This window comes from Kitasatospora sp. NBC_01246 (assembly GCF_036226505.1).
GTDB lineage: Bacteria > Actinomycetota > Actinomycetes > Streptomycetales > Streptomycetaceae > Kitasatospora.
This window is the reverse complement of sequence record NZ_CP108484.1, coordinates 4284661-4310133: the sequence shown is the minus strand read 5'-3', so window position 1 is coordinate 4310133 and position 25473 is coordinate 4284661. Positions and strand designations below refer to the sequence as shown.

General features: G+C 73.6%; 22 protein-coding genes, 1 tRNA gene and 1 pseudogene. 12 read left to right on the top strand and 12 right to left on the bottom strand.

Annotation, left to right across the window (positions count from 1 at the left end):
- Positions 1-194: 194 nt before the first annotated feature.
- The 3 genes and pseudogenes from OG618_RS18980 to OG618_RS18970 form a co-directional block, all read left to right on the top strand.
- A pseudogene (locus OG618_RS18980) lies at positions 195-1268 on the top strand (sugar phosphate nucleotidyltransferase); the annotation flags it as partial.
- A gap of 194 nt (positions 1269-1462) precedes the next feature.
- Positions 1463-2488, top strand: a complete 1026-nt coding sequence (locus OG618_RS18975; RefSeq protein ID WP_329488710.1) for a YIP1 family protein — start codon at positions 1463-1465, stop codon at positions 2486-2488.
- A 296-nt stretch (positions 2489-2784) separates the two neighbouring features.
- A complete protein-coding gene (locus OG618_RS18970) occupies positions 2785-3675 on the top strand; it encodes a metal-dependent hydrolase (protein ID WP_329488709.1) in 891 nt (296 codons plus the stop codon).
- Positions 3676-3766: 91 nt separating this feature from the next.
- Here the strand turns inward: OG618_RS18970 and dcd are convergent, their stop codons facing one another.
- Both dcd and OG618_RS18960 read right to left on the bottom strand, forming a co-directional pair.
- Complete coding sequence (dcd, locus tag OG618_RS18965) at positions 3767-4342, bottom strand: dCTP deaminase (protein ID WP_329488708.1); 576 nt, start codon at positions 4340-4342, stop codon at positions 3767-3769.
- Positions 4343-4413: 71 nt separating this feature from the next.
- Complete coding sequence (locus tag OG618_RS18960; RefSeq protein WP_329488707.1) at positions 4414-4635, bottom strand: hypothetical protein; 222 nt, start codon at positions 4633-4635, stop codon at positions 4414-4416.
- A gap of 279 nt (positions 4636-4914) precedes the next feature.
- Here OG618_RS18960 and OG618_RS18955 point away from each other — a divergent pair.
- A tRNA-Gly gene (locus tag OG618_RS18955) sits at positions 4915-4988 on the top strand.
- A gap of 78 nt (positions 4989-5066) precedes the next feature.
- Here the strand turns inward: OG618_RS18955 and OG618_RS18950 are convergent.
- From OG618_RS18950 to OG618_RS18935, 4 genes are read right to left on the bottom strand one after another with little or no spacing between them, the layout of a single operon-like run.
- On the bottom strand, positions 5067-6194 hold the full coding sequence (locus OG618_RS18950; RefSeq protein ID WP_329488706.1) for a tyrosine-type recombinase/integrase: 1128 nt from the start codon (positions 6192-6194) through the stop codon (positions 5067-5069).
- The gene (locus OG618_RS18945) at positions 6195-6413 is read right to left on the bottom strand and encodes an excisionase family DNA-binding protein (protein ID WP_329488705.1); all 219 of its coding nucleotides are present in this window, start codon (positions 6411-6413) and stop codon (positions 6195-6197) included.
- On the bottom strand, positions 6398-7828 hold the full coding sequence (gene repSA / locus OG618_RS18940; protein WP_329488704.1) for a replication initiator protein RepSA: 1431 nt from the start codon (positions 7826-7828) through the stop codon (positions 6398-6400). The genes OG618_RS18945 and repSA overlap by 16 nt, the downstream gene beginning before the upstream one ends.
- Positions 7825-8139, bottom strand: a complete 315-nt coding sequence (locus tag OG618_RS18935; RefSeq protein ID WP_329488703.1) for a hypothetical protein — start codon at positions 8137-8139, stop codon at positions 7825-7827. The genes repSA and OG618_RS18935 overlap by 4 nt, the downstream gene beginning before the upstream one ends.
- 411 nt (positions 8140-8550) lie before the next feature.
- Between OG618_RS18935 and OG618_RS18930 the strand changes: the two genes are divergently transcribed.
- The 4 genes from OG618_RS18930 (at position 8551) to OG618_RS18915 (ending at position 13742) form a co-directional block, all read left to right on the top strand.
- On the top strand, positions 8551-9387 hold the full coding sequence (locus OG618_RS18930; protein ID WP_329488702.1) for a sigma-70 family RNA polymerase sigma factor: 837 nt from the start codon (positions 8551-8553) through the stop codon (positions 9385-9387).
- A gap of 1 nt (position 9388) precedes the next feature.
- The gene (locus OG618_RS18925) at positions 9389-10219 is read left to right on the top strand and encodes an integrase (RefSeq protein WP_329488701.1); all 831 of its coding nucleotides are present in this window, start codon (positions 9389-9391) and stop codon (positions 10217-10219) included.
- Positions 10220-10663: 444 nt separating this feature from the next.
- Positions 10664-11320 (top strand): hypothetical protein, encoded by a 657-nt coding sequence (locus OG618_RS18920; RefSeq protein WP_329488700.1) that lies wholly within the window; start codon positions 10664-10666, stop codon positions 11318-11320.
- A 376-nt stretch (positions 11321-11696) separates the two neighbouring features.
- Entirely contained in the window at positions 11697-13742 is a 2046-nt protein-coding gene (locus tag OG618_RS18915; RefSeq protein WP_329488699.1) for a histidine kinase, read from the top strand.
- Between the two features lie 69 nt (positions 13743-13811).
- Here the strand turns inward: OG618_RS18915 and OG618_RS18910 are convergent, their stop codons facing one another.
- Positions 13812-14420 (bottom strand): response regulator transcription factor, encoded by a 609-nt coding sequence (locus OG618_RS18910; RefSeq protein WP_329488698.1) that lies wholly within the window; start codon positions 14418-14420, stop codon positions 13812-13814.
- Between the two features lie 85 nt (positions 14421-14505).
- Here OG618_RS18910 and OG618_RS18905 point away from each other — a divergent pair, with 85 nt between their 5' ends.
- Entirely contained in the window at positions 14506-15240 is a 735-nt protein-coding gene (locus OG618_RS18905; RefSeq protein WP_329488697.1) for an ABC transporter ATP-binding protein, read from the top strand.
- Positions 15237-17738 carry an FtsX-like permease family protein gene (locus OG618_RS18900; protein ID WP_329488696.1) on the top strand — a complete coding sequence of 834 codons (2502 nt, stop codon included), beginning with the start codon at positions 15237-15239 and terminating at the stop codon, positions 17736-17738. The genes OG618_RS18905 and OG618_RS18900 overlap by 4 nt, the downstream gene beginning before the upstream one ends.
- A gap of 127 nt (positions 17739-17865) precedes the next feature.
- On the opposite strand, the gene OG618_RS18895 is transcribed toward OG618_RS18900, so the two are convergent.
- The 3 genes from OG618_RS18895 to OG618_RS18885 form a co-directional block, all read right to left on the bottom strand.
- A complete protein-coding gene (locus tag OG618_RS18895; RefSeq protein ID WP_329488695.1) occupies positions 17866-18993 on the bottom strand; it encodes a nucleotide disphospho-sugar-binding domain-containing protein in 1128 nt (375 codons plus the stop codon).
- A gap of 204 nt (positions 18994-19197) precedes the next feature.
- Complete coding sequence (gene sigJ / locus OG618_RS18890; RefSeq protein ID WP_329488694.1) at positions 19198-20085, bottom strand: RNA polymerase sigma factor SigJ; 888 nt, start codon at positions 20083-20085, stop codon at positions 19198-19200.
- 104 nt (positions 20086-20189) lie between these two features.
- A complete protein-coding gene (locus tag OG618_RS18885; RefSeq protein WP_329488692.1) occupies positions 20190-20882 on the bottom strand; it encodes an NAD(P)-dependent oxidoreductase in 693 nt (230 codons plus the stop codon).
- Positions 20883-21245: 363 nt separating this feature from the next.
- On the opposite strand from OG618_RS18885, the gene OG618_RS18880 reads away from it, so the two are divergent.
- Complete coding sequence (locus OG618_RS18880; RefSeq protein ID WP_329488691.1) at positions 21246-21818, top strand: hypothetical protein; 573 nt, start codon at positions 21246-21248, stop codon at positions 21816-21818.
- Positions 21819-22456: 638 nt separating this feature from the next.
- Here OG618_RS18880 and OG618_RS18875 read toward each other — a convergent pair.
- A complete protein-coding gene (locus OG618_RS18875) occupies positions 22457-23101 on the bottom strand; it encodes a response regulator transcription factor (protein ID WP_329488690.1) in 645 nt (214 codons plus the stop codon).
- Positions 23098-24447, bottom strand: coding sequence for a sensor histidine kinase (locus OG618_RS18870; RefSeq protein ID WP_442906819.1), 1350 nt, complete (start codon positions 24445-24447; stop codon positions 23098-23100). The genes OG618_RS18875 and OG618_RS18870 overlap by 4 nt, the downstream gene beginning before the upstream one ends.
- A gap of 291 nt (positions 24448-24738) precedes the next feature.
- Between OG618_RS18870 and OG618_RS18865 the strand changes: the two genes are divergently transcribed.
- Complete coding sequence (locus OG618_RS18865) at positions 24739-25299, top strand: GlcG/HbpS family heme-binding protein (protein ID WP_329488688.1); 561 nt, start codon at positions 24739-24741, stop codon at positions 25297-25299.
- Positions 25300-25473: the final 174 nt, after the last annotated feature.

The following is a 25473-nucleotide window of genomic DNA, read 5'->3' as shown; positions in this document are numbered from 1 at the left end:
CGCCGCGCGGTGGGCGGGACGCCAACCGCCCGCCCGCCCGACCGGGCCCGGGTCGGAAGGAAATACAGTAGGCGCCGGACCGGCTCTGTGCCGGTCGACCCGTGCCGGCCGTCCGGACGGGTTTCCAGACCACTGACGGAGGTATCGGCCCGCCGGGCCGGGCCGCGGAGACCACAAGGGGAACAGCGCAGACCATGACCGAGGCGATCATGCTGGTCGGTGGTAAGGGCACGCGACTGCGTCCGCTGACCACCCACACCCCCAAGCCCATGCTGCCCGTGGCGGGCGTCCCGTTCATCGCGCACCAGCTGGCCCGCGCGGCCGCGGCCGGGGTGACCCGCGTGGTGCTCGCCACCTCCTACCTGGCCGAGGTCTTCGAGGACCACTTCCAGGACGGGACGCCGTACGGCATCGAGCTGGTCTACCTGACCGAGCGGGAGCCGCTCGGCACCGGTGGCGCGATCCGCAACGCGGCCTCCGGGCTGACCTGCGGCCCCGACGAGCCGGTCCTGATCTTCAACGGGGACATCCTGTCCGGCGTCGACATCGCGGCCCTGCGCGACGGCCACGTGGCCGCCGGGGCCGACGTCACGCTGCACCTCACCCGGGTCGAGGACCCGCGCGCCTTCGGGCTCGTCCCGACCGACGAGGACGGGCGGGTGCTGGAGTTCCTGGAGAAGCCGGAGACGCCCGAGCAGATCGTCACCGACCAGATCAACGCCGGCTGCTACGTCTTCACCCGCTCGGTGATCGACCGGATCCCGGCCGGGCGCGAGGTCTCCGTCGAGCGCGAGACCTTCCCCGAGCTGCTGGCCACCGGCGCGCTGCTGCGCGGTGTGGTCGACACCTCGTACTGGCTGGACCTCGGGACGCCGGCGGCCTTCGTCCGCGGCTCGGCCGACCTGGTCCTCGGCAAGGTCGACTCCCCGGCCGTCCCCGGCCCCACCGGTGACGCCCTGCTGCTGCCCGGTGCCACCGTGCACCCCGGCGCCGTGCTGAGCGGCGGGACCGTGGTCTCCGCGGGCGCGGTGATCGAGGCCGGCGCGATCGTCGAGGGCAGCGTGATCCTGCCCGGCGCGTCCATCGGCCCGGACACCCTGGTCAAGGACTCGATCGTGGGCGCGTACGCGACCGTCGGCGACCGGACGGCGCTCGACGGCGCGGTGATCGGCGACGGCGCGATCGTCGAGTCGGACAACGAGCTGCCGAACGGCATCCGGGTGGCCTGCGGCACGCTGCTGCCGGTCGGCGCCGTCCGCACCTCGGCCGGCCCGGGCGGCTGCCCGGCCGGTGCCTCGGCGGCCGCGGCGGTGCACGCGCCGGCCGTGAGCGCGCAGCGGTAGGACCCGCCCGACACGGCGCCCCGGGCCCCCCGGGGCGCCGTCGTCACAGGCTCGCTGCAAACCGGCTCCGGCTCGGTGCCCGACCGACACGGAGTCGGCCGGACGGGTACCTTCGGAGCGTGGCTGGTAATCGATACGACAGCGGTCAGGGCGCCGACCCCCGTGGCGGGTGGTCGGCTCCTCCCCCCTCGGCGGGGGCGCCCGGGGGGTACGGGCAGGCGGACGGTCCGGAGTACTTCACCGCTCCGCACCGGGGAACGGCACCGCGGCCGGGGGCGCCGTCCCCCGGCGGGCAGGGCGGTCCCCAGGCCGGCGGGTACGACCCGTACGCGGCCGACCAGCCCGGGCACACCCGGGCCTTCCCGACCGGCGGCGACCCGTACGCGGGCGAGCCGTACCCGCAGCAGGGGTACCCGGCGGAGTACGGGCAGCAGCCGTACCCGCAGGGGTACGAGCAGGGCTACGAGCAGGGTTATGGCCAGGGCTACGACCAAGGGCACGACCAGGGCTACGACCAGGCCTACGGCTACGGCCAGGACGGTCAGCCGGACAACGTCGCGGTGTACCGGGCCGGCGGCCAGGCCGCCCCGCACGCCACCGGCCCGCGCCCGCGCTGGCGCGAGCTGCTGATCGGGATCTTCCGCAACCCGACGGCCACCTTCGACCGCACCCGCGACCACCAGGTCTGGCTGCCCGCGCTCACCGTCTCGCTGCTGTACGGCGCGCTGGCCGTGCTGGGCATCGGCCTGACCCACGACGACGTGGTCAACTCGACCTTCACCAGCGCGCTCACCGCGATGGTCGTCGCCGCGATCGGCTTCACCGTGGCCGGCGCCACGCTCGGCGCGGTCACCTACGCGCTGGCCCGCCAGTTCGGCGGGGACGGCCCGTGGAAGTCGACGGTCGGCCTCGCCGTGCTGATCGGCTGGACGACGGACGCGCCCCGGCTGCTGCTGGCGCTCGTGCTGCCGTCCGACAACCTCGTCGTCCAGGTCGTCGGCTGGGCCACCTGGCTGTTCTGCGCCGTGCTGCTGACCACGATGGTCCGCCGGGTGCACGACCTGCCGTGGGGCAAGGCGGCCGGCGCCGCCGCGCTCCAGCTGCTGGCGCTGCTGGTGCTGATCAAGCTGCCCACCCTGGGCTGATCAGCCCCCCGTCCACCCTGGCTGTCCCCCTGGGCCGGTCGACCTGTCCGCTCCGGGGCTGGCCGGCCGGTCCGTTCCGGGGTCGGTCGGCCCGCCCGTTCCCGGTCGGTCGGCCTGCCCGTCCGGAGCCGGTCGGCCTGCCCGTCCGGAGCCGGTCGGCCGGTCCGTTCCCGGCCGAGGAACCGGGGAACGCGCGGCGCGGGCCCGGGGGAGAATGGTCGACGGGCCCCGCCTGCGGGGCCCGTTCCGCTTCCACCACCCTCACGTCCACCACCCTCACGCGCACGGAGCCAGGCATGACCCTCCCCACCACCCACGTCAGCTTCCCGGCCGGGGCGGTGACCGGCGAGTCCCCGGTGCTCGCGGTGCACCCGCTGGACGGCGGCCGCCACGCGGTCGTCACCGCGGCGACGCCGTTCCACCCGCTCGACCACACCTGGCCCGACCAGCCGGCCGACCTCGGCACCCTGACCGTGGACGGCACCGAACTGGCCGTCGTCGACTGCCTGACCGGTGCGGTGGGCCCGGACGGCGGCGCGCCGCTGGTCGGCGCCGACATCCCGGTCCGGCGCGGTGACGAGGAGTGGTCCTGGCTGGTCCTGCACGTGGTCGAGGGGGCCCCGGACGGCCTCGTCGGCAAGACCGCGACGCTCGCCGTCGACCCGGGCCGGCGCGCCGCCCTCTGCGCCTCGCACAGCGGCTGCCACCTGCTCGCGCTCGCCCTGAACGCGGCCCTCGCGCCGCGCTGGCGCAAGGACCCGGGCCGCGCCGACGCCTTCGGCAACCCGGACTTCGACAGCCTCGCGATGGCGAGCTCCGTGATGGACACCGAGGCGAGCACCGACACCTACCGGCTCGGCAAGTCGCTGCGCAAGAAGGGCTTCACCGCCGAGGCGACCGAGGAGTTCCCGGCCCTCGCCGACGCCCTGCCCGACCTCACCGAGGCGGTCAACCGGCAGCTGGCCGCCTGGGTCGCGGCCGACGCGCCGGTCCGCATCGACGTCCCCGGCCCCGAGCTGACCGCCCGCCGCCAGTGGCACTGCGAGCTGCCCGAGGGCGCCGCGCAGATCTTCTGCGGCGGCACGCACCTGCACCACCTCGGCGAGCTGGCGGCGCTCCGCACCGAGCTGCGGCTCTCCGAGGACGGCACCGAGCTGGTCGCCGTCACCCGCCCCGAGCGGGTCTGAGCACCACCGGGAACGCCGCGGGCGGCCACCCCTCGACGGAGGGGTGGCCGCCCGCTGTGCGTGCGCTCGGTGTGCTCGGGACCGTCCGGGCTCAGATGTCCGTGCGGTGGAAGTTCAGGTAGGACCGGGACGGCGTCGGGCCGCGCTGGCCCTGGTAGCGCGAGCCGTACCGCGCCGAGCCGTACGGGTGCTCCGACGGCGAGGAGAGGCGGAACAGGCAGAGCTGCCCGATCTTCATCCCCGGGTAGAGCTTGATCGGCAGCGTCGCGACGTTCGACAGCTCCAGCGTGACGTGCCCGCTGAAGCCGGGGTCGATGAAGCCGGCCGTGGAGTGCGTCAGCAGGCCGAGACGGCCCAGGCTGGACTTGCCCTCCAGCCGCGAGGCCACGTCGTCCGGCAGCGAGATGACCTCGTAGGTCGACGCCAGCACGAACTCGCCGGGGTGCAGGATGAACGCGTCGTCGCCCTCCGGCTCGACCAGCCGGGTCAGGTCCGGCTGCTCCTCGGAGGGGTCGATGTGGGGATACCGGTGGTTCTCGAACACCCGGAAGAAGCGGTCCAGTCGCACATCGATACTGGACGGCTGGATCATCGCGGGGTCGAACGGGTCGATCACGACCCGGCCCTTGTCGATCTCGGCCCGAATGTCCTTGTCAGAGAGCAGCACGCTCCGAGGTTACGTGCACGACGGGGCCCCGGACGAATCGTCCGGGGCCCCGTCCGTCCTGGTACCCGCCCTCAGGCGAGGAACTCCGCGGCCTCCAGCCGCATCGCCCGGGCCAGTTGCGGCGCGGACAGCTCCCGTACGTCGGCCAGCACCGAACTGCGCATCCGTCCGCACTGCGGGCAGCGGATCAGCCGCCCGGGCCCCAGCCGGCCCGGCCCGAGGTTCTGCATCGGGAACGTGGTGGTGCTGAACAGGTGCCCCTCGGCACAACGAACGACGGCGCGCTGCTCCATCGGTCCCCTTCCCATCCTTACCCCGGTACTCACCCGTACTCATCGCACCCCGAACGGCCGAGCCGTCGGGACAGCGTCACATTAGGGGATGTTCCGGACATTCCGCAGGATGGCTCGCCGCCCCGGAACCCACCCGCCGGAGCACTCTCACGCGGCCCACACAGTACGCCTCCACCCCCGCCCCGGGCGGCTCCGCCACGACCCCGGGCCACCTGTGCAACGGGCGTCACGGATGGGGTACAGTGGGCGCAGATCGAGCGGTCTCTGACGGCTCATCAGGCGGGCGTAGTTTAATGGTAGAACATGAGCTTCCCAAGCTTATAGCGCGAGTTCGATTCTCGTCGCCCGCTCCATAGAGAAACCCCAGGTGAGCGACCTGGGGTTTCTTTGTTGTCTGGACCAATTTCGGGATCGTGTGCCCCCGGCGTGCCCTATCCCTCTGCCGGCAGGGGTGTGCCCCGGCCAAGTCGACGGGTGATCTCCGCGTCCATGCCGTCGGCGATCTTCTTGTCCCGCTCGCTGGTTGCGTGCTGGTAGATCAGCGCCGCCCGGATGGAAGCATGCCCCATGCGAGCCATCAGCTCCTTGAGGCTGGCCCCCGTGGTGGCGGCCATGGTGTTGCCGGTGTGGCGGAGGTCGTAGAAGCGGAAGCCCGGCATGCCCGCCTTAGCGCGAGCCTTCCGCCAGATCCGGCCGAAGCTGGTTCGGCGGAACGGGGCGCCCTTCTCGCCGACGAAGACGAGCCCATGCATCTCCTTCTCGGCGAACAGCTCCAGGTGGATCCGTACGTCCGGGAGCACGGCCGCCGGGATGGTGATGGTCCGCTTGCCCGCCTCGGTCTTGGTCTCGCCGAGGGCCCGCCGGCCGGTGTTCAGCTCGGGGGCCGCGAGGCGGATCCGGACCGTACTGGCCACCAGGTCGAAGTCCGACCGTCGCAGCTCGGCCAGTTCCTCGGGGCGGAGCGTCGTGAAGGCGCCGAGCAGGACCATCAAGCGCCAGCGAGATCCGACCAGTTCGGCCAGCTCATAGACCTGTTCGACGGTGGCGATTCCGCGCTCTTCGGCCGACTCCTTGCCCGCCCCCTTGATCCGGCACGGGTTGCGGCGGATCAGTTCGTCGTCGGTAGCCGTGGCCATGATGGCCTTGAGCAGCCGATACGCCTTCGCCGTGGTCGTGCTCTTGCCCGTTGCCAGCAGCCCGGTACGCCAGGTCCGGACGCGGGGCGGCGTGATCTCGTCCAAGTCCCGCTCTCCGAAGGTGGGCACGAGGTGCAGCCGCAGCAGTCGCCGGTACAGCTCCTCCGTGGTCGGCATGAGACCGCGCTCGGTAATCCACGCCTCGGCGTACTCGGTGAAGTTGATCGCCCCGGCGTCCGGGGCGCGCCAGTCCTTCTTGCGGATGGCGGTCTGCATCTCGGCCAGCCAGTCGTCCGCATCGGCCTTGCTCTCGAATGTCTCCGGCGCTGGCCGAAGGATGCCGGTCGGGTCGAGGTAGCGCGCCTGGTAGCGGCCGGACGGGAGCTTGCGGATGCGGCCGAACTGCCGTCGCTTGCTCGCCACTTAGGCCACCGCCCGCAGTCGACGGCTCCGGGTGCGCGGCTGGACGGTGTTGGCGGCCACGTAGTCGGCGAGCGCCGTCTCCGGGATGCGGACGTGGCGGCCGACCTTGACGAAGGCGATCCGGCGTTCGGCGACCAGACGGCGCGGGAAACGCTCTCCGCTGGTCTCCCAGGTGCCGAGCCGTTCGGCGGCCTCCTTGACGGTCAGCAGGCGGTCCATGCGAAGTCCCCCTCTTCTCGCGCGAGTTGTGCGCGCATCTCCTGTCGGTCGGTGGTGTGTCGTGCGTGCAGGTCCCGGGCGATGGTGGCGGCGAGCATGGATTCGCCCGGGGAGTTCCCGGCGCCGGCGAACGCCCAGTGGGCGAGGACCAGGGTTTCGGCGTCGGGGAGGTCGTCCAGGTCCGGGAGGCCGGCGGTGAGGAGCCGGTCCCGCAGGTCGGCGCGGGCTTGTTCGGCGCGGTAGTCGGCGCGGACCTGGCGGAGGGCGCCGAGGGTGGTCGAGTAGGTGGGGGACTTGGAGGAGAAGTGGCCCCGGAAGCCGAGCATGTGTGACCAGTGGGCGAGCAGGCGGCCGGGGTAGAGCTTGTCGAGGTCCCAGCAGGCTTCGATCAGCCGCCGGGGGTGCGCGGGCAGGTCGTGGCGGTCGAGTTCGTGACGCTCCAGGATGCGGCGGTCCACCGTCTCCGTCGTCTCCGCGCTCTTGGTCGCGTACTTCGCCACATACGAAGCCACGGCCCGCTCCGAGATCTCGCCGGAGGCAAAGGCGCCGATTGGGCGCACGTCCACCTGCTCACCCCACTGGAGGACGCGGGCCGGGCGGTCACCGGCGGCGGCCAGAGGGACGCCGGCGCGGCGGGCGGCGGCGCGGATGGCGGCGTCCAGGAGCGCGAGGGTGGCCCACGGCGGCGGGGGTGTGTCGGGTCCGTCGGGTCCGTCGATCCGGATGACGGCGTGGAAGTGGATGGCGCCGCGTCGCTGGTACTCGGCGACCTTGCCGAACGAGATCTTCGCTTGCTCCTTGAACTGCCACTGGTAGAGCCCGGCCATTTTCGCCATGGTGCGGAACAGGTAGATAGTGAAGCGTCGCCACAGATCGGGGGCGTGGTTGTTCCAGAGCACGGCGTGCGCGTAGTCGTAGCGCTCCGGGTCGAGCGGAGTGCCCAGGAGAGGTGAGTCCTTGGGGTGGGCGTGGCCGCAACGGCAGGCCCCGGTGTCGGGTCGGTTGTGGACCGGGCCAAAGCTGGGCGCCGTCAACGTGGCGAACACGCGGGGGTGGGAACGGACCGAGGTCGCCACCCCCTTGCTCTCGTCGCCGGCGAGTCCGGCGCGGATGAGGTGGAAGGTGTCGGCGGAGTAGGTGCGGGCGCAGGAGGGGCAGCGGGAGGCCCGCCGGTTCCCACACGCGACCTTGAGCCGTCCACCGGGTTCGTGATCGGTGGAGTAGCGGTTCCACACGGCACCGGTGGGGGCGTGGACCAGGGTGCGGAAGCCCTTGAGGTGGATCGGGTTGGCGCAGCCGCCGGTGCGGCGTAACTGGTCGGCCAGGCGGGGGAGGTCTCCCCGGGAGGCGAGCCGGGCCAGGTCCGCGACCGCGAGCCGGGACGCCTCACCGGGGAGAGCGGGCGCGTGGGTCACGCGGCCACCGCCAGGACGGAGTCCATGTTGGGGGTGTGCTCGGTGCAGGGGCGGAAGTACGGGCCGTCGTCGGTGAACTCCTCCAGCGGGATCGGCTCCCAGCCGGTGTTGCCGTCGTTCTCGTTCCAGACGTCGACGTGGCACGGGCAGGCACCGTACTGGCCGTACAGGTGGCCTACGCAGTCACACGGGACCAGGACACCGATCGTGCCGGACAGTGTGCCGTCCGAGTCCACAACCCGCAGCGTCCCCGAGCAGGCCGGGCACACGTCGGCGGCCGGTGCGGGGACGGAGTGGAGCGAGCAGGACACGACGGCTCCCAACGCGGCCCGGTACTTCGCAGGGACCGGGATGCGACCAGTCCCGCCACACAGGCAGTGAACGAGTGCGACGGGGAGACCGGCGAAGGTGGCAGCAGGCATGATGGAGGCTCCCTTGGAAGAGGGGCGAAGGGGACGACGCGCGGCTTGGCGGTTGAGCGTCGTCCCCGCTGCATTTGCTGGCGGCGTTCGGCAGCCCGAGGAAGAGATGGGTCCGCCGGGGGTTGAGCTGGCGGCGTGTTCGGCGGTCCGCCCCGTTAAGGGGGACTTACCACCTAGGGTGCGGGCCCTCCGCTTGCTAAGGGGGGCTTATCAGTAGAGTGCACCCGACTGGTCAGGGTGTCAAGCCCCCCTTAGCATTGAGTCCATGGATCCCTCACGTGGAATGGGAGGCACCTGGTCGTGATCAGTGAAGTCAGCCGTGTCGCGGCCATCAAGGACCACCGCGTCCGCGTCAAAGAAGCTGTTCAGCTCATGGAAGAGTTGCAAGCGGCGGTGGTCGAGACGTCCCGGATGCGGAAGGAAAGCATCGCCTGGCTCCGGCAGAACGGCCTCTCCATGGCCGAGGTGGCGAAGCTGATGGGCGTGAGCCGCGCGAGGGTTGCTCAGCTCAAGGATGCGGGCCCGCCGGCGGAGCGCGCATTCCTTGGTGTCGACCGGGTAGCGGTCGCAGTGCCTCAGCGACCGGGCGAGCGCGACTACGTTGCCGTTGAGGACAGCGCCACCGGGCAGCAACTGATCAACCTGGCCCACCGTCTTCAGCTCGACGGTGAGCTTGAGTACATCCCCACCACTGGGGCGATCGACCTGAACCGCGATGGGCTGGTGGTCGTCTGCGGACCGAAGACGTCGCCCATCACCGCAGCAGCTCTTGCAGGTGACCCGCGTCTGTCCTTCGAGACCCTGGCTGACGGCCGGTGGGCGTTGATCGACCGTGAGAGTGGTCAGACGATCACGTCGCCGACGGACGACCCGGAGGCGCCCCGGCCGGCGGACGTGGCCTACCTTGGGCGGCTGCCCCGACCGGACGGTGCCGGGACCTTCCTGCTCGTCGCCGGCGTTCATGCAGTCGGGTCGCTGGGCGTGGCTCGCTACCTCTCCGAGAACGTCGCTGAGCTATACGGCGAAGTCGGGAGCGAGCCGTTCTCCATGGTCATCGGCTGCGACTTCGAGGTAGGTACCAAGCGGGTGCTTGCGACCCAGGCTCTGACGGATGTGCTCCGCCACGAGGCGGCCTGAGTTGCTGATAGCGACGGCCTCTGCCCCGAATCCGGGCCGGGCGAATGAGGACTTCGTCATAGCCAGTGCGGAGACCGTCATCGTGCTCGACGGAGCTGGCCTGCCAAGTGCTGTCGAGACCGGCTGCGTGCACGGGGTGCCCTGGTTCGTCAGGAACCTCGGGGCGGCCATCTTCATGCAAGCCGCGGAACGGCCGGCGAGCCTAACCGAGTGCCTGGCCGACGCGATCGCTTCAACCGCTCGACTCCATGCGGGCACATGCGACTTGGCGAACCCCATGACGCCCTCGGCAACGGTGGTCGTTGCCCGGGTACGGGGGGGAACCTTCGAGTGGCTTACGCTCGCGGACTCGACTGTCGCTCTCAGTCTTTCAACGGGGATAGAGGTGCACGCGGATCATCGCGTCTCCAGTGTTACCGATCGGCAACGCGTCGCTCTGCAAGCAGAGTTGGCGCACCTGCAGGAGGGGAAGAGGCGCGTAGCCCTGGCATGGGCTCAGCGAGAGGTCATGAACACCGTCGATGGCTACTGGGTCGCTTCCACAGAGCCCGGAGCCGCCGAGCAGAGTCTGACGGGAGCTGTGTCACTGTCCGAGCTTCACACGGCAGCAATCCTCACCGACGGAGCCGCCCGCGCAGTAGATGACTTCGGTGTCTTGGGCTGGCCGGACCTTCTCCGCAAGCTCGATGTCGACGGGCCGCACGGCCTCATCGAGTACACGCGAAATCTCGAACGCTCCGATCCGCAGCGGCGTCGATGGCCCCGCAGCAAGTGCCACGACGATGCCACCGCCGTACTCATGCGACCTGACTCGGGCACCGGGAGCGGTTGAGGTCAGGCCGGTAGCCGGTGCGCGTGCGAGCTCTGCCCGAAGCCCAGCGGGTGGAGAGGGGCAGGGAAGGAAGAGAGGGAGTGGGTGTTATGAGTTTCGCTACTAAGTCAAGGCTCGCTGCGCTCGCGGCGCTGGCCCGCCGCTCGCCTCCGCTCCTGTCTGCGCCCCGCGACGGCGGCGGCCGGCCGCGCCAGGGCGGACGGACGACCTAAGGACAAACCCGCCGGGGCTGGGGGCGGACGGCTCCACGGTTTTACCCACCTGTCAGGACCGGGACCCGCACCGAGCAAGACCGGGGGGCCACTCGGCCAAATTGCGGTCAGGCCCAGAAGCCCTGACCGAGTCGCAGCAGCTTACGGCCCCCCGATCATGCTCGGACCCAGACCAGACAGGACACCGGCCAAAACCGCTCCACCGCCCGCGTGGCTCGTGCACACTAGCGGGGTGAATGCGGCATGGGGATATCTGATTGGCGCTGCGGTTACTGGCCTCAGCCTGTTGTTCAATCAGTGGCGTTCAGATCGGCGCGAGCAGCTGCGCATTGAGTACGAGCGAGCACAGGCCGAGGCGCAGCGGCACAACAGCAGAGCGGAGGAAAGGGAGCGCTGGGCCCGCGAAGATGCGCGGCGGTGGGTGCTGGAGAGGCGCCAGGGCTCCGTGGACTTGCTCAGTAAACTCGACCCATGGGTACGGAATCTGCGTGGTTGGGGTAATCCATGGCCCTACGACACAGCGGATGAGATCGAGGAGTCCAGGCGCCGGCTTCGCGCCTTTGACTGGGGGGAAGCCTCTGACCAGGTGGGCAATGCCTGGGCCCTTCTTGAGATCTTGGGGTCTGACCAGCTCCGAGAGGCATACCGATCTCTTCTCGCCCAGATGTATGCGGTGGAAGCGTTCACGGTCGGTCCCATCAATCAGGATGGGCTGAACGGGATGGTCGCTGCCATGAACGAGCGCTACGAGAAGCTTCTCGACGCAATCCGAGACGATCTCGGTGTGCTGGGACCTGTCGAGTCTCGTCTGACACCAACCACCGGGCTACCTCCGTTCGTTGAGGCGCCATCGGCAACCAGCCCCGACCAGCTTGCACCAGGCTCCTGACGTGTCTCTACCGTGCCCCAAGGGGCGGTGACGTGGGGTAAGTCCCGGTCAGCCGAGGGCCTCACGGGGTGCCGGAGGAGGCAGCGAAGGAGCGCTGAATCCGCACGTCGGAGCTGCTTTGAGGATGATCAAGTCGGTGAGATTCCCAAGCTTATAGCGCGAGTTCGATTCTCGTCGCCCGCTCTTCATGGCGAAACCGCAGGTCTTCGGATCTGCGGTTTCGCTGTTTTTCGGGGCGGATTCGGGGGTGGGGTCCGGGGCGCCGCTTGATCGGGTTCCGCGTAGCATGCGCCGGGTGGCGGGGGTGGATGTGGGGGCGCGGGCGGGGTGGCCGGCGCGGGGGCTGGTGGGGGCGGCGGCTGCCGCGGTGGCTTCGGTGCACCTGTTGAAGGGGCTGGCGCGGGTTCCGGGGGAACCGGGGGCCGGGGTGGCCGTGGTCGTGGCGTGCGTCGTGCTGGTGGTGGTGCAGCTGCGGCACAGTTCGTCGGCGGTGCGGCGGGTGCTGGGGGTGGTGCCGCCGGCGGTCGGGACGGCGGTGGAGCTGGCCGTCGGGTATGTCGCGGTGCTGGGGTTCGGGGTGTCGGTCGGGTTGCTCTGTCTCCCGGCCGCCTCGTTGCTGCTGGAACGGCGCCGGGTGCTGGTGCCGCTGTTCGGCGCCTCCGCGGCCCTGATCGAGCTGGTGCGGTCGGGCAGTGTGCGGGACGCCGTCGACATGACGCTCATCGTCGCGATCGGCGGCGTGATGCTGTACGCCGTCACCACGCTCGCGCTGTTCGCGGCGCGGGTGCACGCGGCCCGGCTCACGCTGGCGGCGGCCGCGGTGACCGCCGAGCGGCTGCGGATCGCGACCGGGCTGCGGAGCGGGCTCGCCGAGGGGTTGAAGGAGGTCCGCGATCTGGCGCTCCGGGACGATCCGGGCGTCCTGGCGGACCTCATCGGCGCGGCGCGGCGGACCTTGGCGGCGACCCGGGCCACGGCGGCGGAGCTGCGCAGCCTGTCGCTGGCCCCCGAGGCGGCGAGCGCCCGGGCGCTGCTGGCGTCCGCGGGCATCACCGCGGACCTGCGGGTCGGGCACTCGGAGCCGCTCGGGCCGGCCGGGACGGTGCTGGCGGCGGTGCTGCGTGAGGCGGTCACGGCGGTGGTGCGGGTCGGTGACGCGCGGCGGTGCGAGATCGTCACCGGGGAGCGGGCCGGGCAGGTGGTGCTGCGGGTGGTCAGTGACGGCGTGCCGACGGCCGCGCTCGGCGCCGATCTGCTCGACGGCCTCGCCGACCGGGTCCGCGAGGTCGGCGGTCGGCTGACGGCCGGTCTGGAGCCGGACGGGCGCTTCGCCGTCGAGGCGGCGGTCGCGGCCACGCCCGCGCCGGCGGACGCGGCCGACCCGCCCGAGCTGCGGACCGTGCTCGGCCTGTACCTCCTCGTCCTGGGCACCTTCTTCGTCAAGGCCGTGCTGCTCGTCCCGGTGCCGCTGCTCGCGCTCGGGGCACCCTGTCTGCTGGTCTTCTGCCTGCTCCAGATCCGCTTCGCGACCCGGGACTCGCCGCGCCACGCCCGGCTCGTGCTGCTCGCCTCGGCGGTGATCGCCCTCGTTCCGCTGCCCTGGTCCGGGCGGAACTGGATCGGCGCGGTCGGCATCCTCGCGGGTGCGCTGCTGTTCGCCCTGCCGCTCCGGGCCGGCGCGGCCCTCGCCGTCGCGGCGGCGGTGGCCGGCGGTGTGCTCACCGGCGGCGGGCCGGTGCCCGTGCTGCTCGCCGTCGTCGACGCCCTGATCACCTGCGTCGTGGTCTACGGCGTCCTGCGGCTGGCCCGGCTGGTGCGGGAGCTCCAGCGGGCGGGGGCGGGGCTGGCCCGTGCCGCGGTGGTGACCGAGCGCCTGCGCGCCGCCCGTGACCTGCACGACCTGCTCGGCCACGGACTGACCGCGATCCTGCTCAAGGCCGAGCTGGCCCGGCGGCTGGCGGTCACGGACGCCGACCGCGGCCGGGCCGAGCTGCGGGACATCGTGCGGCTGGCCGAACGCGGCGAGACCGAACTGCGGACGGTGGTGAGCGACAGCCCCCGGTTGTCCTTCGAGGCCGAACTCGCCTCGGCCGCCGGGGTGCTGGAGGCGGCGGCGATCACGGTGGAGGTCGACGACGTCCCGGTGCCGCCGGCGGCCGGCGCCGTGCTGAGCGTGGTCCTCCGGGAGGCGGTCACCAACATCCTGCGGCACAGCGCCGCCCGCCACGCGCGCATCGCCACCTCGGTGACCGGGGACGCGGTGCGGCTGGAGGTGGAGAACGACGGGGCGCCGGACGGCGTCAGCGCGCCCGGCTCCGGGATCGGCGGGCTGACCGTCCGCCTCGCCGCGATCGGCGGCACCCTGGCGGCCGGTCCGGACGACGGCTGGTACCTGCTGCGCGCCGAGGTGCCCGCGGGCTGAGGCCGTTGCTGCGTGGGGCGTTCACCGCGGGCTGACGCCCGGAGCGCCGGGGGCGGGCGGGCGCGGCGGCTACAGCCAGCCCGCCTCACGCGCGATGCGTACCGCGTCGGTCCGGTTGCGGGCGTTGAGCTTGCCGACCACCGCGGTCAGCACATTGCGGACCGTCCCCGTCGACAGGTGCAAGCGCGCCGCGATCTCCGGGGGCTCGGCGCCCTCGGCCAGCTCCCGCAGGACGTCGTTCTCCCGCGGTGTCAGCGGGTTGTCCGCGAGGTCCCAGGCCGCGACGGCGAGCCCCCGGTCGAGCACCCGGCCGCCGCCGGCCACCTGGCGGATCGCCGCCACCAGTTCCTCCGGCGGGGCGGTCTTCAGCAGGAAGCCGTCGACCTTGGCGTCCAGGGCGCGGCGGAGCAGTCCGGGGCGGCCGTTCGAAGTGAGCATCAGGGTACGGCAGTTCGGCACCTTCTCCTTCAGTGCCGCGGCTGCCTGGAGACCGTCGGTGCGCCCGGGCATCTCGATGTCGAGCACCGCGACGTCGGGCAGGGCGACGAGGGCGCGCGGCACCACGTCGTCGGCCGATCCGGCCTGGGCGACGACCTCCAGGTCGGGCTCCAGCTCCAGCAGTGCCACCAGCGCGCCGCGCACCACGTGCTGGTCCTCCGCCAGCAGGAGTCTGATCATGCGACGACCCTACCCGTGACGATGTCACGGGTCGCTCGTGATCCGTTCCCTGGGCCGGGAGTTCGCGGCTCGGCAGGCTGGAGGCATGAGCGAAGCGATCACGTTGGAAGCTGTGAGCAAGGTGTACGGCAAGGGGCGGAGCGCGGTCGCCGCGCTGCGCGAGGTGACGGTGCGGCTGCCTAAGGGCGGCTTCACCGCGGTGATGGGGCCCTCCGGTTCGGGCAAGAGCACCTTCCTGCACTGCGCGGCCGGGCTGGACCGGCCGAGCTCCGGGACGGTCCGGCTGGGGGACACCGACCTGTCGCGGCTCAGCGAGACCAAGCTGACCGAACTGCGCCGGGAGCGCGCGGGGTTCGTGTTCCAGTCGTTCAACCTCGTCCCGTCGCTGACCGTCGAGCAGAACATCACGCTGCCGCTGCGCCTGGCGGGCCGCCGTGCCGACGCCGCCAGGCTGTCCGCGCTGGTCGGGCGGGTGGGGCTGCGGGAGCGGACCGGACACCGCCCGGGCCAGCTCTCCGGCGGCCAGCAGCAGCGCGTCGCCATCGCCCGGGCGCTGATCTCGGACCCCGAGGTGCTCTTCGCCGACGAGCCCACCGGCGCCCTGGACACCATGACCGCCCGCGAAGTCCTGACCCTGCTCCGGCAGACCGTCGAGGAGCTCGGCCAGACCATCGTCATGGTCACCCACGACCCGGTCGCCGCCTCCTACGCCGACGAGGTGCTCTTCCTGGCCGACGGCCGGGTCGCCGACACGATGTCCGCGCCGACCGCCGCCAAGGTCGCCGACCGCATGATCCGCCTGGGAGCGTGGAACCGATGATGTTCAGCTTCGCCGTAGCCACCCTCCGGCACCGCAAGGCCGGATTCGCCGGGGCCTTCGTCGCCCTGTTCTGCGCCGCCGCGCTGGTCTGCGGCTGCGGGACGCTGCTGGCCACCGGGCTGCTCGGCGGCGTCCGGCCGGAGCGCTACGCGGCCGCGCCGATCGTGGTCGCCGGGGACCAGAACGTCCACCAGGTCCAGAACAAGGGCAAGGGGAAGGTCAAGGAGAAGGCCAAGCCGATCGCCGGCCGGGCCTGGGTGCCCGCCGCGCTCGCCGACCGGATCGCGGCGCTGCCCTCGGTGCGGTCCGTCAGCACCGAGGTGACGTTCCCGGTGCTGCTGCCCGGCGGCCCCACGGCGAACTCCTGGGGCCACGGCTGGGAGTCCGCGCCGCTGGCCGGCCTGACCCTGGCCTCGGGGGCCGCGCCGTCGGCCGCCGACGAGGTCGTGCTGGACGCCGGCACGGCCGCCCGGACCCACCTCGCCGTCGGCTCCACCGTGCGGGCCCGCACCGCCGGGGAGACGCTGACCGTGCGGGTCGTCGGCGTCACCGCCCAGGTCTTCGACGCCCAGGCCGGGGTGTTCTTCGCCCCCGAGCGGGCCCGGCAGCTGGCCGGCCACGACGGCCTGTTCAGTGCGATCGGCGTGTTCCCGGCGGCGCCGTCGGCCGCCGCCGACGTCGCGGCCCTGCTCCGGAGCACCCCAGCCGGGACCGCCACCACCACCGGTACGCAGGTCGCCTCGGTCGCCCTCGCCCGGACCGGCGACGACCGCGGACCGGTGGAGTTCCCCGACGCCGCCAACGCCCAGGTCCGACTGGTCAGCATGGGCGGTGTGCTGGGCGGCACCTCCCTGCTGGTCGCCCTGCTGGTCGTGGTCGGCACCTTCGGCCTCTCGATCCAGCAGCGCCAGCGCGAGATCGCGGTGCTGCGCGCCGTCGCCGCGACCGGGCGACAGGTCCGCAAGATGATCGGCGGCGAGGCGCTCGCGGTGGGGCTGGCCGCCGGGGTGCTGGGCGCCGCCGCCGGCCTGCCGCTGGGCAGTTGGCTCCGGGACCGGTTCGTCGCCCTGGACGTGATCCCCGCGAACCTCCCCGTGGTGCTCTCCCCGTTCCCCGCGATCGCCGCCGCCGGCGCCACCCTGCTGGCCGGCTGGGGCGCCGCCCGGATCTCGGCCCGGCGGGCCACCGCGATCAAGCCGGTGGAGGCCCTCGGCGAGGCCGAGATCAAGCCGCCCCGGCCGGGCTGGGCGCGGATCGTCCTCGGCGTCGTCGCGGCCGCGGGCTCCGTCGTGCTCACCGCCGTGCTCACCGTGCTGCACTCGGACCAGGCCTCCACCCCGGCCTGCTTCGTCGCCGTCCTGCTCTGGTGCACGGCGCTGTCCCTGCTCGGCCCGCTGGTGGCCCGGGCCGGGGTCGCGGTGCTGGGCCTGCCGCTGCGGGCGTCCCGGGTCGGCGGCTACCTCGCCGCCCACAACCTGCGGGCCGCCGCGCACCGGCTGGCCTCGGTGGTCACGCCGCTGACCCTGCTGGTCGCGATGGCCTGCACCATCCTGTTCACCCAGACCACCGTGGACGGCGCTGCGGGTGCGCAGCGCGACCGCGGCAGCGTCGCCGACTTCGTGGTCGGGCCGCGCGTCCCCGCCTCCGCCGCCGCCTCGGTCGCCGCCGTCCCCGGCGTGCGGACGGTGACCCGGGTGCTGCACACCCAGGTCCGCGACGGCCTGACCAGGCGCAGCGTGCAGGCGGTCACGCCCGAGCGGCTGACCGACACCCTGGACCTCGCGGTGACCGCGGGCGATCTCGGCGCGCTGGCCGACGGCACGGCGGCGGCCGCGGACGGGCTGGGCTACCGGCTCGGCCAGCGGGTCCGGCTCACCCTCGCCGACGGCACCCCGGCCGAGGTCACCGTCGTCGCCCTGTACGCCCGGGGCCTGGGCTTCGGTGACCTGACGCTGGCGCACGGCCCGGTCGCCGCGCACGTCGACGTCCCGCTCGACGACAACCTGCTGGTCCGGGGCGAGGGGGTCTCCCGGGAGGCGCTGGCCTCGGCGCTGCGGGCCGAGCCCGGCATCGGCGTCCTGGACCGCGCCGCCGCGCAGTCCGCGGGCAACCGGGTGAGCGCCCAGATCGGCTACGTCACGCTCGGCCTGATCATCGCCTTCGTGGCGATCGCCGTCCTCAACACCCTCGCGATGGGCATCACCGACCGCCGCCAGGAGTTCACCGCGCTGCGGCTGATCGGGACCACCCGCCGCCAGGTCCGCCGGATGCTCGGCTGGGAGACCGCGGCCTCCGTCGTGATCGCCACCGTGCTCGGACTCGGGATCGCCTTCGCGGTGCTCACCACCTACGCCCGGGGCATCACCCGGGGGACGGCCGGGGTCGCCGTGCCGGTGGGGCAGCTCGTGATCGTCGTCGCCGGCGCGGCCGCGCTCGCCGCGGTGGGCACCTGGCTCCCGGCCCGGGTCGCGCTGCGGGCCGGGGAGCGGGCGGCCTGAGCGGGCGGCCGCGAGTGGTCGGCCTGAGCGGACGCCCGGTCCGGCGGGACCTTCGGGGACGCCCGGGAACGCCGCAGCCGCAGGTCACCCGACCTGCGGCTGCGGCGTCCCTGCGGGGTGGGCCGGGTCAGCGCGGGGCGGCGGCGAGGGCCTCGATGTCGGGGACGAGGGCGGCCGGGGTGGGGAGGGCCTCGTTGTCGGCCCGGAGGCGGGCGGCGGCGTCGCGCAGCGCCGGGTCCTCGACGAGGCGGGTGAGCAGGGCGGTGTCGACGTCGGCCGAGGCCGAGCGCAGGGCGGCTCCGGTGGCGGTGAGGATGTCGGCGACGGCGAAGTTGTCGGCGCCCTGGGGGAGGAGCAGCTGGGGCACGCCGGCCTGCAGACCGGTGAGCGTGCTGCCGGAGCCGCCGTGGTGGACCACGGCGTCGCAGACGCGCAGCAGCTCCGCGAGCGGGACCCAGGGCAGCGGGCGGACGTTGGCCGGGAGCGGACCGAGGTGGCTGAGGTCGGCCTCGCCGACGGCGAGCAGGAACTCGGCGTCGACCCCGGCGGCGGCCTCGATCAGCCGGCTGATGGCGTGCACGCCGTCCATCTCGGCGACCACGGTGCCCAGGGTGACGGCGACCCTCGGCCGGGTGCCGCGGCGCAGCAGGTCGCCGGGGACGACACCGCCGCCGTTGTAGGGGAGGTAGCGCATCCGCAGACCGCCCCCGTCGCCGCCGAGCGAGGCCGGGACGATGTCCAGCGGGGTGGTCTCGGCGGGGCCGGCCACGCCGTGCGCCTCGTAGACATCGGTGAAGTGGGTGGCCAGCCGGCCGGCCAGGTCGAGGCCGGAGGTGAGGCCGAAGTTCTGGAGCGCCGCCGGGATCTTGAGCTTGGCCGCGACCAACTGGGCGGAGGCCAGGCAGGAGTCGTGGATCAGCAGGTCGGGCTCCCACGCGCCGGCGACGGCGAGCAGGTCGTCCACGGTGGAGCGGGAGGCGTGGGCGAAGGCGGCGGCGGCCATGTCGAAGATCTGGTCCTGGTCCAGGTCCGGCCTGGAGTACCGGGCCTCCTCGCCGGTGGCCTCCTCGAAGGCCTCCCGGAGTGGCCGGCCGTCGCCGATCTCGGCTATCGGGAAGCCGGCCTGCCGGAGCTGGTCCATCGGCTTCGGGCTGGCGAACAGGACCTCGTGTCCGGCTGCGCGCAGGGCCTGCGCGGTCGGCACCATCGGGAAGAGGTGGCTGGGCGCGGCCGGGCCGGTGAAGAGTATGCGCACGATCGTCTCCTGGTCGTTCATTCGGGTCGAACGGGGCTGGCGGTACGAGTGGGCCCGCTCTCTCCGTGAACTGACGACCGATCAGCTCCTGTTCCCGGCAGGATCGATTATCGGACGTTCTGTCACGGGTCTTGCGGGCGACGGTGAAGTGTGCTGCTTCTCCTGCTGCTTCTCCTGCTCCTGCTCTTCCTCCGGTGGCCCCGCTCAGAGCGGCGGGACGGGGAGGTCACGAAGGCGGTCGGGGTCGGCGAGCAGGTTGATCTCGGTGATGCGGTCGTTCACGACGGTCAGCGCCAGGACGGAGAAGAGCCGCCCGTCGGGGGCGGTGACCAGGCCGAGCGCGCCGTTGATCAGGGCCGGGCGGGCGAAGGGTGCCAGGCCGCGGAAGAGCAGCGCCTGCCGGGCGACGGCGGGCGCGCCGTGGACGAGGTGCTGGATGCCGGGGAAGCCACCGGCCCCGGTGGCGCCGACATCGGCGCGCAGGGTGATGTCCGGGTCGAGCAGGGCGACCAGGGCGTCGAAGTCACCGCTGCGGGAGGCCGCGAGGAAGGCGTCGACGACGACCCGCTGGCGGGTGAGGTCGGTCTCCGGGGCGGCCGCGCCCCGGACCCGGCGGCGGGCCCGGCTGGCGAGCTGGCGGGTGGCGGCCGGGGTGCGGTCGACGATCGGGGCGAGCTCCTCGAACGGCACCGCGAACATGTCGTGCAGGACGAAGGCGAGCCGTTCGGCCGGCGGCAGGGTGTCCAGCACCACCAGCATGGCCAGGCCCACCGAGTCGGCCAGCAGCGCGGCCTGTTCGGGGTCGGCGGTGTCCGCGCGGGTGATCACCGGGTCGGGCACATGGGTGTCCAGCGGGGCCTCGCGCCGGGCGGTGCGGGAGCGGAGCAGGTCCAGGCAGACCCGGCCTACGACGGTGGTCAGCCAGCCGGGCAGGTTGTCGACGCGGGAGGCGTCGGAGCGGCTGAGCCGGAACCAGGTCTCCTGGACGGCGTCCTCGGCCTCGCTCAGGGAGCCGAGCATCCGGTAGGCCACCGACCGCAGATGGGGGCGGTGCTGCTCGAACCGCCGGGCCAGGGAGTCGTTGTCGTTCATCGGGCGCGCCGTCGCAATCCGTCGTGGGCCCCGCCGGCCGGAGCGGTCGGCGGAGTTCGGCCGGGGGGTCTGACGATGGGTCGGGAACAGGGGTGGGGCCCCGGTCAGTCGGCGATGCCGACGGTCCGGTGGACCGAATCGGGCCGGTCGACCAGGCCGAGCATGCAGTGGGCGACATCGGCGCGGGCGACCGACAGGCCGCGGCGGAGGTTGCGCCCGTACGCCGTCCGGTAGTCCCGGGTGAGCGGACGGTCGGTGAGCCGGGGCGGGCGGACGATCGTCCAGTCCAGCCCGCCGGCGCGGATCTCGTCCTCCATCCGGGCCAGGTCGGCGTAGTGCGTGCGCAGGGCCGCCCGGGTGAGCGGGGCGGCGAGGTGGCGCATGAAGAAGCCGTCGCCCGGGTCGTGCCGGGGCGGCCGCGGGCGGGCGGGGGAGGGGACGGCGCCGATCGGGGCCGCGCTGACCACGATCAGGCGCCGGGCGCCCACCTCGCGCATCGCGGTGATGACCGCCCGGGTGCCGCGCCAGGCGACACCGGCCTCGGCGCTGGAGCGGGCGCCGAGGCCGGAGAGGACGGCGTCCGAGCCGGCGACCGCGGACTGCAGTTCGGCCGGTTCGGCGACGGCCAGATCGGCGCGGACGACCCGGACGCCGGCCGGGGCGCGGCCGCTCCCGGCCGGGTCGGCCAGCCTGGCCGGGGTGCGGACCACGACGGTGACGTCGTGGCCGGCCGCGACGGCCTGGGTGAGCAGGTGTCGTCCGATGCCGCCGGTGGCGGCGAGGATGGTGAGCTTCATCTGCGGCTGCCTCCTGTCTGTGAGGGGTGGCGTTCGTTCGCGACACCCTCTGAGCGGATCGGGCGCCGGGAATGTGACGACGGCGGCCGTGAATGTGACGCACGTCACTGCCGGGTCACGCGGCGGCGAGGAGGTGCGGACCGTGGTGGTGAAGGCCTCGGACTGCTCGAAGACCACGAGGTGTCCGGTGTCGGTTCGGCGCGGCCGGGCAGGGCGGTCGACCGGGCCGGTCCGGTGTGTCGGGCGGGGCGGGGAACTGTGCCGGTTCGGCGCGCCGTCCACGGAGTGACGCAATCCCTTCCCGGGCCGAACACCGGGAGAAGCGCGGAGGGCCCGGTGCAGTCAGGTGGAAGTGGAACCGAAGTGAACGTCGAGAACCCGGCCGGTCCCCGGTGCCCGGAGCCCGCCGGGCCGTTCGCGCGGCCCGCGCGGACGGTCGTGGACCAGGTGGCCGCCGGCGAACGCTGTGAGTGGCTGTTGCAGCGGACGCTGGACGCCGTCCGGCCGGCGCTGTCCTGGCGGTACGCCGCACCCCGCGCGGGTGCGCGGCTGCCGCCGCCCGGCTGCGGACCGGCCGACGGCGGTGTCCAGTGGTACGTCGGCCGCGGCCGGGACATCGTCACGATCATCTCGGGCGCCCGGCGGGGCGAGTTACCGGCCATGGTGGAGGCGGGGTGGCGGCGGCGCGGCTGGACCATCACCTCGGTGAACGCCTGTCGCGAGCTGCCCGGAGTCGCGGCGGTCACGCCGGACGGCTACCGGCTGGCGCTGGAGTTCGGTGTCCTGGGCGAGGCCCGGCTGACCGCGACCTCGCCGGGGGTGGCCCGTTCGGAGCCGGTGCGGTGCGCGCCCGGCGGTCCCGAAGTCCCGTACGCGGTGGGCGGATCGGCGGCACTGCCGGAGATCCGCTGTCCGTTCTGGAGCGCCCTGGGCTGACCTGGGCCGGTGGGTGTTGAGAAGGCGCGGAGCGAGTCCCCCCGGACTCGCTCCGCGCCTTCTCCGCACACGGCATCGGCGCGCCGTACCCCCCGACTCTCCGGTCCCCCGCCGCACCCCCCTGGCAGCCACCCTCCGGCGAGGATGGTTCGCACAGACCCCGGCGAGGCCCCACCACCGGAGGCGTCGTTGATCTCCACGCTAACAAACCGAGTGGTTGGTTTGTCAATAGAGAGTTCCACGAAACATCCACATTCCGGCGGGCGTGTTCGGGTGGCCCGAGGGTGGCCCGAGGGCGGGCCGAGGGTGGGACGCAGGTGGACGGTGCGCCGTCATCGGCCGGGTGCCGGGGCGTGCCGACTCCGGCGCGGGTGCTCCGGGTACGTAAGGAAACGGTGTCGGAGGAGGGTGGTCACGGGTCTCCGGCCTCACCCGTCCGGGCGAACGGCGGGTCGGGGCGTGGCTCCCGGGGCCCGGAATCCGACACTCGGGGGCGTGGCTCCCGGGGGCGCGGAATCCGACACTCGGGGGCGTGGCTCCCGGGGGCCCGGAATCCGACACTCGGGGGCGTGGCTCCCGGGGGCGCGGAATCCGACACTCCGGGGCGGGGCGGGCACGCAGTGGCACCGGCCGGGCGCTCAGCGCAGCAACCGGCGCTCCTTGGCCACGGCCACCGCGCCGGCCCGGGTGTCCACGCCCAACTTGTCGTAGATCCGGCCCAGATGGGTCTTCACGGTGGCTTCGCTGATGAACAGCGCCCGCGCGATCTCCCGGTTGCCGAGCCCCTGTCCGAGCTGGGCCAGGATCTCCTGCTCGCGCTCGGTCAACTGCGGTACGGGGGAACGCATCTGAGCCATCACCCGGGAGGCGACCGGCGGCGACAGCACGGTCCGCCCGCGCGCGGCCGCGTGCACCGCCGCGAACAGCTCCTCGGGCCGCTCGGCCTTCAGCAGGTAGCCGGTGGCGCCCGCCCCGATCGCCCGGGTGATGTCGGCGTCGGTGTCGTAGGTGGTGAGGACCAGGACGTGCGGCGCGCCCGGTGCGGCGGTGATCCGCCGGGTGGCCTCGACGCCGTCGATGCCCTCGCCGAGCTGGAGGTCCATCAGCACGACCTGCGGCGCCAGCGCACCGGCCAGGGCGACCGCCTCCTCGCCGGTGCTCGCCTCGCCGACCACCTCGATGTCACCGGCGCTGGCCAGCAGCGCCAGCAGGCCGGCCCGGACCACGGCGTGGTCGTCGCAGACCAGCAGCCGCACCGGCGGGGTCGAGGGGGCGGTGCTCATCGGGGCTCCAGGGGGGTTCGTCGGGGCTCCAGCGGGATCGCGGCGGAGACGACGGTGCCCTCGCCGGGGGTGCTCTCGACGGTCAGCGTGCCACCGAGCTGGCGCAGCCGCGCCCGCATCGCGGGCAGACCGTGCCCGCGCCCGCCGCTGCCGGGCTCCGGCGCGCCGGAGCCGCCGCCCGGCCGGGCGGGCCGGAACCCCCGGCCGTCGTCGGCGACGTCCAGGACGGCCTGGTCGCCGAGGAAGGACAGGGTCAGCGCGGCGGCCGAGGCCCCGGCGTGCTCCCGGACGTTGGCCAGCGCGCCCTGGGCGATCCGCAGCAGCGCGGACTGCGCGGCGGCGGGCAGCGGCACCGGGGCGCCGTCCAGGTGGAACCGGACCGGCAGCCCGCTCTCGGCGGACTCCCGCTCGGCGAGCGAGCGCAGCGCCTGGTCGAGGGTGCGCCCGTCGGCGAGTTCGGCGGGCGCGAGGTCGTGGACGAAGCGGCGGGCCTCCGCGAGGTTGCGGGCCGCCACCTCGGCGGCGGTCCGGACATGGGCGCGGGCGGTCGCCGGATCGGCCTCCCAGGTGCGGTCGGCGGCCTGCAGCAGCATCTGCTGGCTGGACAGCCCCTGCGCCAGGGTGTCGTGGATCTCCATGGCCAGCCGTTCGCGCTCGGCCAGAGTGCCCTCCCGGCGCTCGGTGGCGGCGAGTTCTCGCCGGGTGCGTACGAGGTCCGCGATCAGCGCCCGCTGCCGCTCGGCCTGCCGTTCCATGTACAGGAAGACGGCGGTGGCGAGCGCCGCCACGGCCGGCGGCAGCAGCACCAGGTTGGCGTCCACCCCGCCCGGCAGCCGGACCTCGCCGATCACCACCAGCAGGGTCAGCGCGGCCACCAGCGGGATCGCTGCCCGGGCGGGCAGCGTGCGCAGGGCGGTGTAGACCAGCGGGACGGCGCACCAGGCGAAGCTCGGCGCGACCAGCACCAGGACGACCCAGAGGGCGACCACCAGGGCCAGCGGCCAGAGCCTGCGCCGGCGCCCGGGGGCGGGCGGGCGGCGGTGGGCCAGCCAGGAGCCGACCGGCTGGGCGACGGCCAGGGCGAGGCCGAGGCCGATCACCCAGGGGATGCGGGGGTTGCCGGGGTGGTGGCTGAGGTAGCGGCTGAGCGAGGTGGCGAGCAGCAGCAGGAAGGCGGAGTCGAGCAGGACGGCCAGCCGGCCGTCGTCCGGATTGTCGGCCCCGGGGCCGGAAAGGTCCGCCGGGTCGGGCGGGTTCGCCGGGTCGGGGGCTGCCGCCGGGCCCGCGGGGGCCGGGGCGGTGGCACCGGTGGCCGGTTCGCCGCCGGCGGGACGGTCCTGCGGCACGGGGCGGCTCCTTCCACTCTGCGGTCGCCCCTCTGCGGGCGGCTCTCTGCGGTCGGCACTCCGGCCCACCGCGCTGACCTGGTCCGATCCCTCGATGGTGACCCGTCCGACCGGGCCGCGCATCAGCCGATCGGTTGACGGGACCGTCCTCCATCCTGCGCGCGAGCGGCCGCCGGACCGTCGATGTGCCCGGGGGCCCGGCGGCCGGAGGATCGGTACCGAAGCCGCCGAGCCCGACCTGGCCCCCAGATCCCGGCCGTGGCACCGACCGATCCGACGAGGAGCCCGACCATGAAGAAGACCTCCCTGCGTACCCGTGTGCTGACCGGTACCGTCGCCGCCGCCGCGCTGGCCGCCGCCACCGTCGGCGCCGTCTCGGCCAGTGCGGACACCACCGAGGCCCCGGCCGCCGCCGCCGCGGTGAAGGCCGACACCCAGAACAAGAACCTCACCCAGACCACCGGCCTGACCATCGAGGCCGCCACCAAGGCCGCCCAGGCCACCCTGGACGCGGCCACCAAGGCCGGTCAGCACGTCACGGTCGCGGTGGTGGACCGCGACGGCATCACCCGGGTGCTGCTCAAGGGTGACGGCGCCGGCCCGCAGTCGCCGGAGTCCGCCGAGCGCAAGGCGTTCACGGCGGTCTCCTGGAACGCGCCGACCTCCGAGCTGGCCAAGCGGCTGGCGCAGGCGCCGAACCTCAAGGACATCCCGGGCACGCTGTTCCTGGCCGGCGGCGCCCCGGTGCAGGCCAAGGGCGCGCCGATCGCGGGCATCGGCGTCGCGGGCGCGCCCAGCGGCGACCTGGACGAGCAGTTCGCCCAGGCGGGCGTCGCGGCGCTCGGCAAGTAGCGCCCGGCGGGCGCGTGGGCGCCCGCCGGCGACGCGGTGCACCGGAGCGGACCCCCGACCGCTCCGGTGCGCCGGCATGCCCGCGCGCCGCCCGCCCGCCGCTGCGCCGCCGCCCGCCCGCCGCTGCGCCGCCGCCCGCCCGCCCGCGCCCAGCGCATCCGCCCCGGTCACCCC